Origin of the sequence: Clostridioides sp. GD02377, assembly GCF_045899875.1 — a bacterium.
Lineage (GTDB): Bacteria > Bacillota > Clostridia > Peptostreptococcales > Peptostreptococcaceae > Clostridioides > Clostridioides difficile_A.
Genome location: NZ_JBJODA010000001.1, coordinates 242,745 through 257,769, shown reverse-complemented (window position 1 = coordinate 257,769; position 15,025 = coordinate 242,745). Strand labels below are relative to the sequence as shown.

Below are 15,025 nucleotides of genomic sequence, written 5' to 3'. Positions count from 1 at the left end.
GGAGGAGTAAGATGGGAAAAGTAGCACTAGTATTTCCTGGTCAAGGCGCTCAATATGTAGGTATGGCCAAGGATTTATACGAAAATAATGATGTTGCTAAAAATGTAATAGATGAGGCTTGTGAAGTCTTAAAAATAGACTTAAAAAAACTTATGTTTGAAGGCAATGAAGAAGAACTTTCTAAAACTGAAAATACTCAACCTGCTATGGTTACACATAGTGTAGCTGTATTAAAAGCAGTACAAGCTCAAGTAGATTTAAAATATAGTGCATGTTTAGGCTTATCTTTAGGAGAGTACAGTGCATTGGTTGCAGCAGATGCAATTGACTTTAAAGATGCTATATGCTTAGTCAAAAAAAGAGGTAAGTTTATGCAGGAAACAGTTCCAACAGGTGTTGGAGCTATGGCAGCAATTTTAGGTCTAGATAGAAGTATATTAGAAAATGTAGTTAAAGATATACAAGGAGGTATTGTAGAAGTAGCAAATTACAATTCTCCTGGTCAAATAGTTATATCTGGTGAAAATGAAAAGATAGAAGAAGCAATGGTGAAATGCAAAGAAGCAGGAGCAAAAAGAGCTGTTAAATTAAATGTAAGTGGGCCTTTTCACTCATCAATGCTAAAAGAAGCTGGAGTAAAACTAGGCAGTGAGTTAGAAAAAGTTAACATAACTAAACCTAAAATTGATGTAGTAGCAAATGTAAATGCAGATTATTATAAAAGTGAAGGGAAAGAACTACTTATAAAACAAGTAAGTTCATCTGTCCTTTGGGAAGACTCTATAGAAAGACTTTTAAACGATGGATATGATACTTTTATAGAAATGGGACCTGGAAAAACTTTAAAAGCATTCATCAAGAAGATAGCTTCTAACAAAAAAGCAAGTGTGAATATTTATAATATAGATGGTATAGGTTCTCTTAATGAATTTGTACAAAATTATAGAAATGGAGAGATATAATGATAAATCTTACAGGACAAGTAGCAGTTGTTACTGGTGGCTCTAGAGGTATAGGAAAAGAAATAGCAAAAAAACTAGCATCTTTTGGGGCTGATGTAGTAATCAATTATACTTCTAAAGAAGATGAAGCACTAAAAACTAAAAATGAAATAGAAGGTATGGGTGTAAAGTGTACTTCTATAAAATGTGATGTGTCTAAATCTGAAGAAGTAAATCAAATGATAGATTCTGTTATAAAAGAATTTGGAAAAGTTGATATATTGGTTAATAATGCAGGTATAACTAAAGATGCTTTGCTTATGAGAATGAAAGAAGAAGATTTTGATAGAGTTATAGATATAAACTTAAAAGGTGTCTTTAATTGTACAAAAGCAGTTACTAAACCTATGATGAAAAAGAAGTATGGAAGAATAATAAATATGACTTCAGTAGTTGGAATTATGGGTAATGTAGGACAAACTAATTATTGTGCATCAAAAGCTGGTGTGATTGGATTTACAAAAGCTTCTGCAAGAGAATTGGCATCAAGAAATATAAATATAAATGCAGTAGCACCTGGATTTATAGAAACAGATATGACTAAAGTATTAAGTGATGATGTAAAAGAATCAACACTTGCAAACATACCAAAAAAATCTTATGGTAAACCAGAAGATGTAGCAAATGCTGTAGCATTTTTAGTTAGTGACATGTCAAGTTATATAACAGGACAAGTTATAAATGTAGATGGTGGAATGGTAATGCAATAATAAAAAATAATAATTTAAAAAGTAGAGAAATCTATTAAAATAAAAAATCTTAGGAGGTACACAATGTTTAATAAAGTTGTAGAAATAATAATAGAGCAATTAGGAGTAGAAGATAAAGAAATAACTATGGAAACATCATTAATGAAGGATTTAGAAGCAGATTCATTAGATGCAGTAGAAATAATAATGGCACTTGAAGATGAATTTGGTATAGAAATACCAGATACAGAAGCAGAAAACTTCAAATCTATAGGAGATATAGTTAAGTATATAGAAGCTAATAAATAGTCGAGCTTTAAAAAAGTGGAGGTATCCGATGAATAAAAGAGTAGTAATAACAGGACTTGGATGTGTTACGCCGTTGGGAACGGGAAAAGATGAGTTCTGGAGCAACATAAAATCTGGAGTATCTGGTATAGATAAAATAACTAATTTCAATGCTAGCACATATCAAACTCAGATAGCAGGAGAAGTTAAGAATTTTCATCCAGAAGAATATATAAGCAAAAAAGAATTGAAGAGATTGGATAAGTTTGCTCAATTTGCAATAGTATCTGCAAAATTGGCAGTTGAAGATGCAAACCTTGATTTAGATAAAACTGATAGAGAGCGTGTTGGTGTTATAATAGGTTCTGGAATAGGTGGAGTTGAAGCAATAGAAACTCAACATAAAATTCTTTTAGAAAAAGGAAATAAAAGAGTAAGTTCACTTTTTGTACCTATGATGATAGGAAATATGGCAGCTGGTCAAGTATCAATATTTTTAGGAGCAAAAGGACCTAACACTAATGTATGTACAGCTTGTGCATCAGGAACTCATTCAATAGGTGATGCTTTTAAAGTTATACAAAGAGGCGATGCAGATATTATGGTAGCAGGAGGTTCTGAAGCTGCTGTAACAGGTCTTGCATTTGCTGGATTCTGTAATATGAAAGCTATGTCAACTAGAAATGACGACCCTAAAACTGCATCAAGACCATTTGATAAAGACAGAGATGGATTTGTAATGGGAGAAGGAGCAGGTATTGTTATCTTAGAAGACTTAGAACATGCTTTAGCAAGAGGTGCTAAAATATATGCAGAAGTAGTTGGATATGGTTTAACTGCTGATGCATATCATATGACAACTCCAGCTGAAAATGGAGAAGGAGCAGCTAGGTCTATGAATATGGCTTTGAAAGATGGAAATGTTCCATTAGAAGAAGTGGATTATATAAACGCTCATGGAACTTCAACTTATTATAATGACTTGTATGAAACTATGGCTATAAAAACTGTATTTGGGGAAAAGGCATATGATTTATGTGTATCATCAACAAAATCTATGACTGGCCATTTATTAGGAGCATCAGGTGCTATAGAAGCAGTTGTTTGTGCTATGAGTATAGAAGATAGTTTTGTACCTCCAACTATAAATTTACAAGAAGTTGGTGAAGATTTGGATTTAGATTATGTTCCAAATCAAGGTAAAGAAAAAAATGTTAGATATGTACTATCAAATTCTTTAGGATTTGGTGGACATAATGCTACAATTGTATTAAAAAAATATGTATAAATAAATCATATATATTAAATTTAAAGTCTCCTAAACTATTTTAGGGGACTTTTTTATTGAGATTTAATTCTAGCATATGTTGTAAATCATTTTGATATATTGTATTATTAGGTATTAAGAGGTTATTTATATATATGTAAGTTTCCATTCTACAATATACAGAAGGAGGACTAAAATTTTGAATTTTAGACTACCAAAGAAAAGATTACTAAAAAGTATAATTTTTATAGGTGTAATACTTATTAGTATTATTTTGTTTATAAATTACGACCAAAGTGGGCTGAAAGAAAGAGAAATTATAAATAAGGGAAAGTATATGTCTGAAAGTCTTGTGTCAGACAAGAAGTACAATGAAGCAAAAAAATTGGTTGAAAATTCTTTTGAAGCTATACCTGAAAAAAAATACAATAAAGTATATGATGAAGTGTGGAATATGTTAAAGACCATTTCATCGGTTCCAGATGGAACGAAGATAGTCATTGATTCATTAGAAAAAATGAGAATGTCAGATGAAAAGTTATCTGATGAGTGTAGATTTAATATAGAAAAAAGACTAGCATCAGTGTATATAATGGATAATAATTATTCTAAAGCAGTAGATTTAACTGTAAAATCTATAAAATTGGCTGAGAAATTAGGGGATAATTATGAAAGAGCAAGACTAGATGTTGATTTGGCGAGCATACTTTTAAAGGTAGGTGCATATGAGAGAGCAGAGAAATTAATAAAAGATTCTTTTAAGATAGATGTTTATGAAGGTGAGAAAAATGGAATGGTTAGATTATATGCTCTTATAAATCTAGCAGAAATATATGTAGAATTAGGAGAATATGATAAAGCTATTGAAACTTGTAGTAATGTAGTGGACTATAAAAAGTTTGTAAATACAGATGATTACAATGATTTTGAGATAATGGCATCAATAATGAAGGCAAATGCATATATAGGAAAAAATGATACATCAAAGGCAAAGTCTTCTTTAGCAAGAGCGGATTCTCTTATAAAGTCTGATAAAACAGTTCATATATTAGATAAAGATATGTATTATTATATGGCAGTGGGGAATTTAGAATATAAAAGTGAAAATTATGATTCTGCATCAGATAATTATAAAAAAAGTTTAGAAATATCCACTAAAAGAAAGTTAACTCAAGAGAAAATAAAAAACTTAGAGAAAATATTAAATATATATGAAAAACAAGGAAATGTAAATGCTGTAAATAAATATCAAAAGATACTAATAAATGAATATAAAGAGAACAAAAGTATAAGAGATTCGGAGACCAGTTTCTATATAATTGATAAAGTATCAAATGAAAGTGCATTATTTGAAAAAACTAAAAAAGAAATCAAATATTATAAGATATTATTTACAGTGATTATAATTGCTATATTAGGGTCTACTTTTTTATATAATAGACTCAAATATTTTAAAGCACAAAATTTACATGATGGTCTTACGAATGTTTATAATCGAAAAAGTTTTGATATTATGTATGAAAAATACAGAGAGAAAGACAATAATTTTGCACTTGTAATGATAGATATTGACAACTTTAAACTTATAAATGATAATTATGGGCATAAATTTGGAGATATTGTTATAAAAGGTATAACGAATACTATCTCTGTTATGTTGGAACAAGAAGATAAAGTATTTAGGTATGGAGGCGAAGAGTTTTCTGTGCTGATAAGAAATAAATCTGGTGAAGAAGTAGTAAATATAATTGATAATATAAGAATTGCAATTGCCAATAAAAAATGGGGTGAAGATGTAACTGTAACTATAAGTGCAGGTGTAGCTCATATTTCTGATAGTAAAAATGTGCTAGAAGAAGCTGACAAAAATTTATACAAAGCAAAACAACTTGGTAGGAATAAAGTAGTATATAAGTAATTATATACTATATAAATAAGAGGTATAAGCATGAAACAATCAATAGCTATAGTAACTGATAAAATAACCAAATTATCATCTTTTTTAGAAGAAAATATACGTTTGGTTTTAGGCAATTACATTGATATAAATCATTATTATTTAGAAAATTTAAAAGATGATGATAAAATACAAGGTGACTTTGTGCTGGTAATGACTGACGATAGATTAAATAGTATGAGAAAACATTTGGTACAAGATAGCAAGATTATAGTGGTAAGAAGAACTCTTAAAGAAAATGAAATCTATGGATTATTCTCAATTCCAAATGGAACAGAAGTACTGGTTGTAAATGATACTAAAGAAACCACTTTAGAAACAATAAGTTTATTTTACAAGATAGGAGTAAAAAATTTAAAGTTCACTCCATACATTGAAGGAAAAATTTATAAAGACATAGATATAGCTATAACACCTGGAGTAAAAGAAAGAGTACCAAGTTATATAAATAAAGTAATTGACCTTGGGAATAGATATATTGATATATCTACTTTTATAGAAATAATAAATGGACTTAGAATTGATGTTAAGGAAATACGTAAAAACTTAATGGCTTATTCTGAACGTTTAATAAGTCTAGATAATGGAGTCAAAGATAATTATAGACAATTGTTTCTAAAAATGGAAGAACAAGATGTCATATTAAACTTATCAAAAGACGGAATAATATTTACTTCAGCAGATGGTGTTATAAATACGTTTAATAAAGAAGCTTTAAAGATTTTAGGGATAAATGAAAATCCCCAAAGTAAAAACATAGAAGAAGTTATATCTAAAGATTTAAGTATTCTACTTGGAGACAAAGAAATAGTTGATGAAGTAGTATTTACAAATAAAAAATATATAAATGTAAATAAAAAAAATATATTTTCTATGGGGAATAAAGCTGGTATATATTATAATTTACAAGAGATAACATATATAAAAAAATTAGAACAAAATCTCACTAATAAATTGAGAGAACAAGGACAAATAGCCAAATACACATTTAAAGATATAAAGACTAAAAATAAAAATATGATAAAGTGTATAGAATTGGCTAAAAAAATATCTAAATCAGACCTTTCTGTATTAATAATAGGGGAAAGTGGTACTGGTAAAGAATTATTAGCTCAATCCATCCATAATACCTCTAATAGAAGTAATCAACCATTTATAGCAGTTAACTGTGCAGCGGTTCCAGATAGTTTATTAGAAAGTCAGTTGTTTGGATATGAAAAGGGTTCTTTTACAGGAGCTTTAAAAGAAGGAAAAAAGGGGCTTTTTGAACTTGCAAACAATGGGACTATATTTCTGGATGAAATAGGAGATATGCCTCCATTGTTGCAAACAAAATTACTTAGAGTACTTCAAGAGAAGCAAGTTATGCCTATAGGTTCTCATAATGTTATAAATATAGACGTTAGAGTTATAGCAGCAACAAATAAAAACTTACCAAAGATGATTAGAGAAGGTAAATTTAGAGAGGATTTGTATTATAGACTGAATGTATTGCCAATAGATGTGCCATCGTTAAAAAATAGAAAAGAAGATATAATAACGCTTATGAACTTCTTTTTGAAACATAATATAAGGCTTTCACCTGAAGTTGTAACTATTTTAGAAAAATATAATTGGCCAGGAAATATAAGAGAGTTACAAAATGTCGCTTCTTATGTAAGTCTAATGTGTGATAGTATGGTCTTTAAAGATGACTTACCACCATATATAAAGACAGATATTTCTAATTATGAAGATGGATTTGGATATACAAAAAAAGAACTTGAGGATATATTAAGAGTCTTATATAAAAGAAGAGATTCAGCTTCTGGAGTTGGAAGAGGATTTATAATCGAGAAACTTACAGAGGAAGGAATTGAGATTTCTGAAAATAAAGTTAGAAAAGTGTTATCTTATTTAAGTGAGTGTGGATATATATCATCTAAATCTGGTAGATGTGGAAGTCAACTAACTCCAGAAGGTATAAATCTTTACAATAAAATGACTTAAGTATATTGATATTAAAATAAGCTATTCTGGACATAAATATTTGAATAAGTGCAAACTTTTACACTTATAAAATTTAAACTATATTATAGTAGATATATAATGTTATACATTTTAAAGGTTTTAAATTAAATATTAATAGGGTGAAAAAATAGGTTTAGATAGGTAATAGGTTATTATAAAATAACCCATTACCTATTTTTATTTTCCAAAAGATTGTATATAAGATAAACAATAAAAAATATAGTCAGCAAAAGCACTGAAAATACTAGATAAAAAATAAATATAAATAATTATAAATCTTGGCATGTATATTGCTAATTATAGGGATAAGACGACAAAATAATTGGGAGGTTTAGTTATGAAATATAAAACAACAGGGACTTGCGCTACAGAAATTGAATTTGAAGTAAAAGAAAATAAAGTTACAAATGTAAATTTTATTGGTGGATGTGATGGAAATTTAAAAGGACTAAAAATATTAGTTGAAGGTATGAATATAGAAGATGTAATTAAAAAATTAAAAGGAATTGAATGTAAGACAAAACCAACATCTTGTCCAGATCAACTTTCTCTAGCATTGGAAAATTATATAAATATAAAATAAATACACAAAACAATCGATTAGTTAGGAGCTTGATTATGAAACCAATAATAGGGATTTTAGGAAATTTAATAATAATGGAGAATGGAATGTTTCCAGGTCTTGAAAGGTCATATGTAAATAATGATTACATAAATGCTGTACTAAAAGGTGGAGGTAGTCCAGTTATAATTCCAGTAAATACAGATAAAGAAGTTATAAAAAAACAGATTGAGATGGTTGATGGAGTTTTAATATCTGGAGGTTGGGATGTTAATCCTCAATTATATGGAGAAGAAACAAGAGAAGAAACCACATTTATATATCCAGAAGTGGATGAGTTTGATTTAATAGCTATAAGTATAGCATTAGAACTTAAAAAACCTATATTAGGTATATGTAGGGGGCTACAAATATTAAATGTAAGTTTAGGAGGAACTTTATATCAAGATAATAATCTTATAGAAGGAAGTTATATAAAACATACACAATCTGCAAAGAGATATGTAGCTACTCATAAAGTAGATGTTAAAGAAGGTAGTATTTTAGAAGGAATCTTAGGAAAACAATTACTTACAAATAGCTATCATCATCAAAGTGTTAATGAGCTTGGAAAAGGATTAAAAGCCATAGCCTATTCAAAAGATGGTATAATAGAAGCTATTCAGAAAGAGGATGAAAATTTTGTAGTAGGAGTACAGTGGCATCCAGAAATGATGGTAGAGTACTGTAACAAGATGGGAAAATTGTTTGAATATTTTATAAATATTTGTTCAAATTTATAATATACCTTGGGGGGATTGAACATGAACGAAAAGAATAAAATGGGATTAATAAGTATTATACTTTTAGGTATTAACGCAGTTGTAGGAGCTGGAGTTTTCCTATTACCAGGAGATGCAATGAAATCATTTGGTGTAGCAAGTATATTTGTATATATGTTTGATATGTTATTGGTTTTGTCAATGGCATTCTGTTTTGCTGAGGTGGCAGGTAAATTTAATAAAAATGGTGCGGCCTATGTATATACTAAAGAAGCTTTTGGAGATTTTTGTGGCTTTGAAGTAGGTCTTATGAAATGGGTAATAGGATGTATATCTTGGGGAGCATTAATAGTAGGTTTTCCTACATCATTGTCAGCAGTATGGGCTCCAGCAGGCGACCCTCATATACAGAAAATTATAATTGTAGCTATGATAGTTGGTCTTACAATTATAAACTTATTAGGTGTATCTTTATCAAAAATTGTACAGAATGTTATAACTGTAGGTAAACTAATTCCATTAATATTATTTATAGGAATAGGTATATTCTTCATAAAAGGAGTTAATTTTACTACTTCAACAATGGTACCTCCAGGAGCTGGGGTAACAGAGTTTGGGGCAGCAGCACTTTTAATGTTTTATTCATTTACAGGATTTGAATCTATAGCAGTTGCAGCAGAAGATATGGAGAACCCTAAAAAGAATATACCAATAGCAATTATAAGTGTAATAGTAATTGCATCAATAATATACATATTAAATCAAGTTGTATGTGTTGGTATACTAGGAGATTCATTATCTAGTACATCTACACCAGTCGCAGATGCTGCAAGGATATGTTTTGGAAATATGGGTGCGGGATTGGTAACTTTTGGTACACTGGTTTCTGTGGGAGGAATTTGTATGTGTGGTGCTTTCGTAAATCCAAGAAGTTGTGTAGCTTTGGCTGATGATAAAATGCTACCTAGATTATTTGCAAGAAAAGATAAAAAAGGTACACCATATGTAGCAATAATAGCCACTATGATAATTACTATACCAATAGCTTTATCTGGAAGTTTTGCTGAATTAGCAGCAATAAGTGCAGTTGCTAGATTTATACAGTATATACCAACATCTTTATCAGTATTAGTATTTAGAAAGAAAAGACCAGAATTAGTAGGTACTTTTAAAACTCCATTTGGAGCAGTGATTCCTTTAATTGCAGTATGCGTTGGGACTTGGCTGTTATTCCAGGCATCTATGCATCAATTAATTATGGGATTAGGAGCATTGGCAATTGGAGTACCATTATATTTTATAATGAAGTCTTATAACAGAAAAATTTATGGAGAAGAATTAAAAAAATAGTTTAATTATATTATAAAATTTAATTGAAATAAAGTTGGATATTGGCAGAAAATTAAATATATATAAATATGTATAAGGTTATATTAAAATATTATTGATTTTTTATTTTAGTATAACCTTATATTGTTATTAATACATGAAAAATATTGTAATAGGCTAAAAACAATAGTATTATGTTTATAGATAAAAAACTTGTTAGGAGGTAAATTTATGCCAACAATAACTTTAAAAAATGGTGTGGACATACTTATTAGAGAGGCAGTAAAAGAAGATGCTCAAAACATTATAGATTTTTATAATGAAGTAGGAGGGGAAACTCATTTTCTCTCATTTGGAAAAGATGAATACAAAGTATCATTAGAGGAACAAGAAAATGCTATAGAAGCAGTAAAATCATCTGATAATTCAGTAAAACTGATTGCATTTATAGATAGTGAGATAGTTGGTATTGCGACAATTGATTCTAATCAAAAAGCAAAAGGAAAGCATGTTGGAGTATTAGGAATTGTTGTAAAAGAAAAATATTGGGGAATTGGATTGGGAAAAAGACTGATGTTAGACCTTATAGAGTGGTGTAAATCAAATGGAATAACTAAGAAAATAACTCTTGTTACTAATGAAGAAAATCATAGTGCTATAGGATTATACAAAAAGGTTGGATTTGAAGTAGAGAGTATATTAAAGAAAGAATGTTATTATAATGGTGTTTATACAGATTTAGTAGGAATGTCACTTTTATTAGGAATATAATTAGTGTACATTTTATCTCGAAAAAAGTATATTAAGTATGGTATAATTAAAAAAGAATATAACTTAATATAATTTTGGAGGACGAATTATGAAAAATCTGTGTAAAATATCAGATGATTATTTAAACAGCAAACTGAAGTATTTAAAGTTATTATCAAAACAATATCCAAGTATATCAAAAGCAAGTACAGAAATAATAAATTTAGAGGCTATATTAAATCTTCCAAAGGGAACAGAACATTTTATAACAGATGTACATGGCGAATATGAGCCATTTGTGCACGTATTAAAAAATGGTTCTGGTGTAATAAAGAGAAAAATAGAAGAATTGTTTTCAAACACAATAAGAGATAGCGAGAAAAAGATGTTGGCAACTCTTGTATATTATCCTGAACAAAAGTTAGACCTAATAATTAAGCAAGAGGAAAATATAGATGATTTTTATAGAATAAATATTTATAGACTTATAGAACTTTGTAAGTATGCTTCTAGCAAATATACTAGGTCCAAAGTTAGAAAACTTTTGCCAGAAAATTTTAAATACATAATAGAAGAAGTTTTACATGAGCATGTCAAAAGTGAACATAAAGAAGAGTACTATAAAAGTATAGTTGAAACAATAGTCAACATAGGGATAGCAAAAGAATTTATAATTGCTATTTCTACAGTCATACAAAAATTAGTTGTTGATAGATTGCATGTAATAGGAGATATTTACGATAGAGGTCCAAGACCAGATATAATTGTCGACAAGCTTATTGAACATCATTGTGTAGATATTCAATGGGGAAATCATGATATATTATGGATGGGGGCAGCATCAGGTGAAAAAACTTGTATAGCAAATGCTCTTAGAATATCAGCTAGATATGCTAATTTAGACATTGTAGAAGACATATATGGAATAAATCTATTACCTCTAGCAACTTTCGCTATAGATACATATAAGGATGACCCTTGTAAAGAATTTATTCCAAAGATTAATGACCAAAGTGTAACAATAACAGAAAAGTCGTTGATGGCTAAGATGCACAAAGCAATAAGTATAATCCAATTTAAGCTTGAAGGTGAAGTTATAAGAAGAAGACCTGAATTTGAGATGGAACATAGACTTTTGCTTAATATGATAAACTATGATGAAGGTACAATTACTTTAAATGGAAAGACATATAAATTAAAAGATACTTATCTGCCTACAATAGACAAAAAAGACCCATACAAATTAACAATAGAAGAAAAAAATGTTATTGATAAATTGGTATCCTCATTTAGAGGTAGTGAAAAATTACAAAAACACGTTTCGTTTTTATTTTCTAAAGGAAGCATATATTTAAAGGCAAACTTAAATTTACTGATTCATGGATGTGTACCATTAAATGAAGATGGAAGTTTTATGTCTATGAATATAATGGGAAAAGAGTATAAAGGTAAGGCTCTTATGGATAAAATGGAATCTCTAGCAAGAGAAGGGTTTTTCTTTAAGGATAAGGCAGAAGAAAAGTTATATGGTATGGATATTATGTGGTATTTGTGGACTGGAAAATGTTCATCATTATTTGGCAAAGATGATATGACAACATTTGAAAGATACTTTATAGCAGAAAAAGAGACTCATAAAGAAAATAAGAACCCTTATTTTAAGCTTAGAGAAAATGAAATGGCTTGTAAAAGAATATTTGAGGAATTTGATTTAGAACTTGATGAATCACATATAATAAATGGTCATGTACCTGTAGAAAGTAAAAATGGAGAGAGTCCAATAAAAGCTAATGGTAAAATTCTTGTTATAGATGGTGGTTTTTCTAGAGCGTATCAAAAAACGACTGGTATAGCTGGATACACTTTAATATATAATTCTAGAACTCTACAATTAGTATCACATGAACCATTTAATTCTGCTGAGGAAGCTATTGCAAATGAAAGCGATATTTTATCGACAACTGTTGTAGTAGAGCATAAGGCAAAGAGAAAAATGGTGAGAGATACCGATGAAGGAGTAAAAATACAAGAAGAAATAGAAGATTTAAAGCTACTTTTAATGGCTTATAAAAAAGGACTAATAAAAGAAATGTAATTATTATAGAGACACTTCATATTTGAAGTGTCTTTTTTATTGAGTAATATCTTATAAAGATTAATAATAGTAGTTTAATAGAGTCTATGTATTAAGTGAATCCAAAAGAAATGGAGTCATTTTTTTATTTATAAATATTATTTTAAAAAATGTATATGTTTTGGTAATATTCCTTGTCCTTTATAAATAGAATTATATAAACAAAGGAGGAGGACAAGAAATGAATAAACTTTCTGATGAAATAATAAACTCTCTTTCTACAACTATAAGAGAAAAGGTAGAAAAAATCTCAAACAATAATCTAAATATAGAAGAAATTAGGTTACGCTCACAAAAACCATTGATACTAAATGCAAACTCTAAGGATTATTTTTATAATCAAAAAACTATGACACTCGATTTAAATCAACAAGACTCATATGTAGTGACAAGAGAAGATGTAGAGCAAACTTTTCAAATAATATGTAAATACTCAATACATTCATTTATGGATGATATAAAAAAAGGATTTATAACTTTGAGAGGAGGGCATAGAGTAGGATTAGTTGGGAAAGCAATAGTAGAAGATGGACAAGTCAAAAATATAAAGCATATATCGTCTTTAAATATAAGAGTATCAAGAGAAATCATTGGATGCTCAAATAAGATTTTAAGTCATATCATAAATGGAAAAAATCAGATTAATAATACTCTGATAATATCGCCACCTCAATGTGGAAAAACAACTTTAATAAGAGATATAGTAAGGAATTTAAGTAATGGTAATGAGGATTATGGGTTTAAAGGCTTAAAAGTAGCTCTAGTGGATGAGCGTAATGAGATAGCAGGTGCTTATCTAGGAGTTCCACAAATGGATGTTGGGATAAGGACTGACATAATAGAAACTTGCCCAAAAGACTTGGGGATTACGATGCTTTTAAGGTCTATGTCGCCAAATGTTATTGTGACAGATGAGATTGGAAGTGAAAAAGAGATAAAGGCATTATATACAGCATTAAATGGAGGGATAGGACTAATAACTACTGTACATGGAGATTCGATAGAGGATATACAAAATAGAAAAGAATTAAATAGGCTTCTAGATAAAGAATTATTTAAAAAAGTTATAATTCTTTCTGCAAAAAGAGGTGCTGGAACAATTGAAAAAATTTATGATTTAGAAGAAAAGAGATGGTATTTTGCAAATTAAGATAATTATTATAGCTCTTTTAATAGGAAGTAGTTATTTGATAGGTGAACACATATACAAGACTTATACTCGTAGACATAAACAATTAAATGATTTAATAAGAGTTTTAGAAATATTAAGGATGGATTTATCTTTCGGACTTTATACATTGGAAGAGATTTTTAAGAGGATAGGTGGTAATAAAGAATTTTGTTTTTGGAAGTTTTTTCTTCAAGTATCAGAAGAGCTTCACAATGAACAAGGCAAAACTTTAGAAATGATAATATTAGAAAATCTTGATGTTTTAAACAAAGAGACTTATCTAGGTAATAAAGAAATTGAGGAGTTAAAAAATCTAATACTTACTTTAGGTAAAAGTGATATAGAGTCACAACAAAGAATGATAGATTTATCTATAGAAAATTTAAAAAAACAGACTTATGAGACAAAAGATGACATAAACAAAAAAGGTGTATTGTATAAAAAATTAGTCACATTTATAGGCATAGGTATATGTATTATATTGATTTAAATATGGGGAGGTTTATTATGGAGATATCATTGATATTAAAGGTTGCAGGCGTTGGGATTCTAATATCAGTATTGAATATGATATTGGAAAAAACAGATAGAAAAGATTGGGCAGGTCTTACTACATTGGCAGGTGTGATAATCGTATTGGGAATGGTAATAACAGAAATAAGTGATTTATTTAATACTGTAAGAACAATGTTTCAACTTTACTAAAGGGAGGGAGTAATTTGGAAATAATGCAATTAATAGGAATTGCAATCATTTCAACTACACTCTGTTTAGTAATTAAAAAAGATAGACCAGAAATAGCAAATTTCATAGCTATAATAACTGGAGTAATAATACTATTATCAGTTATGTTTAAGCTGAACTTTATAGTAGATAGCATACAAGATTTAGCTAATAAAGCTAATATCCCAACCATGTACATATCATTAATAATAAAATTAATTGGGATAGCATATTTAATGGAATTTGCAATACAACTTTGCAAAGATTGTGGGGAAGGAAACATTGCTTCTAAGTTAGAGTTTGGAGGAAAAATAATAGTGATGTCAATGTCTTTCCCTATACTTCTATCCATTGTAGAAATGGTAGTGAACATAATTCCATAG

Annotated in this window: 15 protein-coding genes; all 15 read left to right on the top strand. The window is 28.9% G+C overall.

Annotated elements, in window-relative coordinates:
• The first annotated feature begins 11 nt into the window (after positions 1–11).
• Positions 12–962 carry an ACP S-malonyltransferase gene (gene fabD / locus Q3304_RS01225; RefSeq protein WP_407813324.1) on the top strand — a complete coding sequence of 317 codons (951 nt, stop codon included), beginning with the start codon at positions 12–14 and terminating at the stop codon, positions 960–962.
• Positions 962–1,711: a 3-oxoacyl-[acyl-carrier-protein] reductase gene (gene fabG, locus Q3304_RS01220; protein WP_054269693.1), complete on the top strand. Its 750-nt coding sequence runs from the start codon at positions 962–964 to the stop codon at positions 1,709–1,711. The genes fabD and fabG overlap by 1 nt, the downstream gene beginning before the upstream one ends.
• A 63-nt stretch (positions 1,712–1,774) precedes the next feature.
• Positions 1,775–1,999 carry an acyl carrier protein gene (acpP, locus tag Q3304_RS01215; protein WP_003419132.1) on the top strand — a complete coding sequence of 75 codons (225 nt, stop codon included), beginning with the start codon at positions 1,775–1,777 and terminating at the stop codon, positions 1,997–1,999.
• 28 nt (positions 2,000–2,027) lie between these two features.
• Positions 2,028–3,266, top strand: coding sequence for a beta-ketoacyl-ACP synthase II (gene fabF, locus Q3304_RS01210; protein WP_407813325.1), 1,239 nt, complete (start codon positions 2,028–2,030; stop codon positions 3,264–3,266).
• Between the two features lie 178 nt (positions 3,267–3,444).
• The gene (locus Q3304_RS01205) at positions 3,445–5,163 is read left to right on the top strand and encodes a diguanylate cyclase (protein ID WP_074178859.1); all 1,719 of its coding nucleotides are present in this window, start codon (positions 3,445–3,447) and stop codon (positions 5,161–5,163) included.
• 30 nt (positions 5,164–5,193) lie between these two features.
• Positions 5,194–7,191, top strand: a complete 1,998-nt coding sequence (locus Q3304_RS01200; protein WP_407813326.1) for a sigma-54 interaction domain-containing protein — start codon at positions 5,194–5,196, stop codon at positions 7,189–7,191.
• A gap of 358 nt (positions 7,192–7,549) precedes the next feature.
• On the top strand, positions 7,550–7,795 hold the full coding sequence (locus Q3304_RS01195; protein ID WP_054269697.1) for a TIGR03905 family TSCPD domain-containing protein: 246 nt from the start codon (positions 7,550–7,552) through the stop codon (positions 7,793–7,795).
• Positions 7,796–7,830: 35 nt separating this feature from the next.
• Complete coding sequence (locus tag Q3304_RS01190) at positions 7,831–8,556, top strand: gamma-glutamyl-gamma-aminobutyrate hydrolase family protein (RefSeq protein WP_407813327.1); 726 nt, start codon at positions 7,831–7,833, stop codon at positions 8,554–8,556.
• Positions 8,557–8,577: 21 nt separating this feature from the next.
• The gene (locus Q3304_RS01185; RefSeq protein ID WP_407813328.1) at positions 8,578–9,885 is read left to right on the top strand and encodes an APC family permease; all 1,308 of its coding nucleotides are present in this window, start codon (positions 8,578–8,580) and stop codon (positions 9,883–9,885) included.
• A 210-nt stretch (positions 9,886–10,095) separates the two neighbouring features.
• The gene (locus Q3304_RS01180) at positions 10,096–10,635 is read left to right on the top strand and encodes an N-acetyltransferase family protein (protein ID WP_407813329.1); all 540 of its coding nucleotides are present in this window, start codon (positions 10,096–10,098) and stop codon (positions 10,633–10,635) included.
• Between the two features lie 88 nt (positions 10,636–10,723).
• A complete protein-coding gene (locus tag Q3304_RS01175; RefSeq protein WP_054276248.1) occupies positions 10,724–12,709 on the top strand; it encodes a fructose-bisphosphatase class III in 1,986 nt (661 codons plus the stop codon).
• A 220-nt stretch (positions 12,710–12,929) separates the two neighbouring features.
• Positions 12,930–13,898 carry a stage III sporulation protein AA gene (spoIIIAA, locus tag Q3304_RS01170; protein ID WP_054269701.1) on the top strand — a complete coding sequence of 323 codons (969 nt, stop codon included), beginning with the start codon at positions 12,930–12,932 and terminating at the stop codon, positions 13,896–13,898.
• On the top strand, positions 13,888–14,409 hold the full coding sequence (locus tag Q3304_RS01165; protein ID WP_054269702.1) for a stage III sporulation protein AB: 522 nt from the start codon (positions 13,888–13,890) through the stop codon (positions 14,407–14,409). Before spoIIIAA ends, Q3304_RS01165 begins: the two co-directional genes overlap by 11 nt.
• A 17-nt stretch (positions 14,410–14,426) precedes the next feature.
• A complete protein-coding gene (gene spoIIIAC, locus Q3304_RS01160; RefSeq protein WP_009888937.1) occupies positions 14,427–14,624 on the top strand; it encodes a stage III sporulation protein AC in 198 nt (65 codons plus the stop codon).
• Positions 14,625–14,647: 23 nt separating this feature from the next.
• Complete coding sequence (gene spoIIIAD / locus Q3304_RS01155; RefSeq protein WP_003428424.1) at positions 14,648–15,025, top strand: stage III sporulation protein AD; 378 nt, start codon at positions 14,648–14,650, stop codon at positions 15,023–15,025.

What these genes read in the sequence shown, in the direction of transcription:
- fabD (WP_407813324.1), top strand. Translation starts at nt 12, where the DNA reads ATGGGAAAAGTAGCACTAGTATTTCCTGGTCAAGGCGCTCAATATGTA.
- fabG (WP_054269693.1), top strand. Translation starts at nt 962, where the DNA reads ATGATAAATCTTACAGGACAAGTAGCAGTTGTTACTGGTGGCTCTAGA.
- acpP (WP_003419132.1), top strand. Translation starts at nt 1,775, where the DNA reads ATGTTTAATAAAGTTGTAGAAATAATAATAGAGCAATTAGGAGTAGAA.
- fabF (WP_407813325.1), top strand. Translation starts at nt 2,028, where the DNA reads ATGAATAAAAGAGTAGTAATAACAGGACTTGGATGTGTTACGCCGTTG.
- Q3304_RS01200 (WP_407813326.1), top strand. Translation starts at nt 5,194, where the DNA reads ATGAAACAATCAATAGCTATAGTAACTGATAAAATAACCAAATTATCA.
- Q3304_RS01195 (WP_054269697.1), top strand. Translation starts at nt 7,550, where the DNA reads ATGAAATATAAAACAACAGGGACTTGCGCTACAGAAATTGAATTTGAA.
- Q3304_RS01190 (WP_407813327.1), top strand. Translation starts at nt 7,831, where the DNA reads ATGAAACCAATAATAGGGATTTTAGGAAATTTAATAATAATGGAGAAT.
- Q3304_RS01185 (WP_407813328.1), top strand. Translation starts at nt 8,578, where the DNA reads ATGAACGAAAAGAATAAAATGGGATTAATAAGTATTATACTTTTAGGT.
- Q3304_RS01180 (WP_407813329.1), top strand. Translation starts at nt 10,096, where the DNA reads ATGCCAACAATAACTTTAAAAAATGGTGTGGACATACTTATTAGAGAG.
- Q3304_RS01175 (WP_054276248.1), top strand. Translation starts at nt 10,724, where the DNA reads ATGAAAAATCTGTGTAAAATATCAGATGATTATTTAAACAGCAAACTG.
- spoIIIAA (WP_054269701.1), top strand. Translation starts at nt 12,930, where the DNA reads ATGAATAAACTTTCTGATGAAATAATAAACTCTCTTTCTACAACTATA.
- spoIIIAC (WP_009888937.1), top strand. Translation starts at nt 14,427, where the DNA reads ATGGAGATATCATTGATATTAAAGGTTGCAGGCGTTGGGATTCTAATA.
- spoIIIAD (WP_003428424.1), top strand. Translation starts at nt 14,648, where the DNA reads ATGCAATTAATAGGAATTGCAATCATTTCAACTACACTCTGTTTAGTA.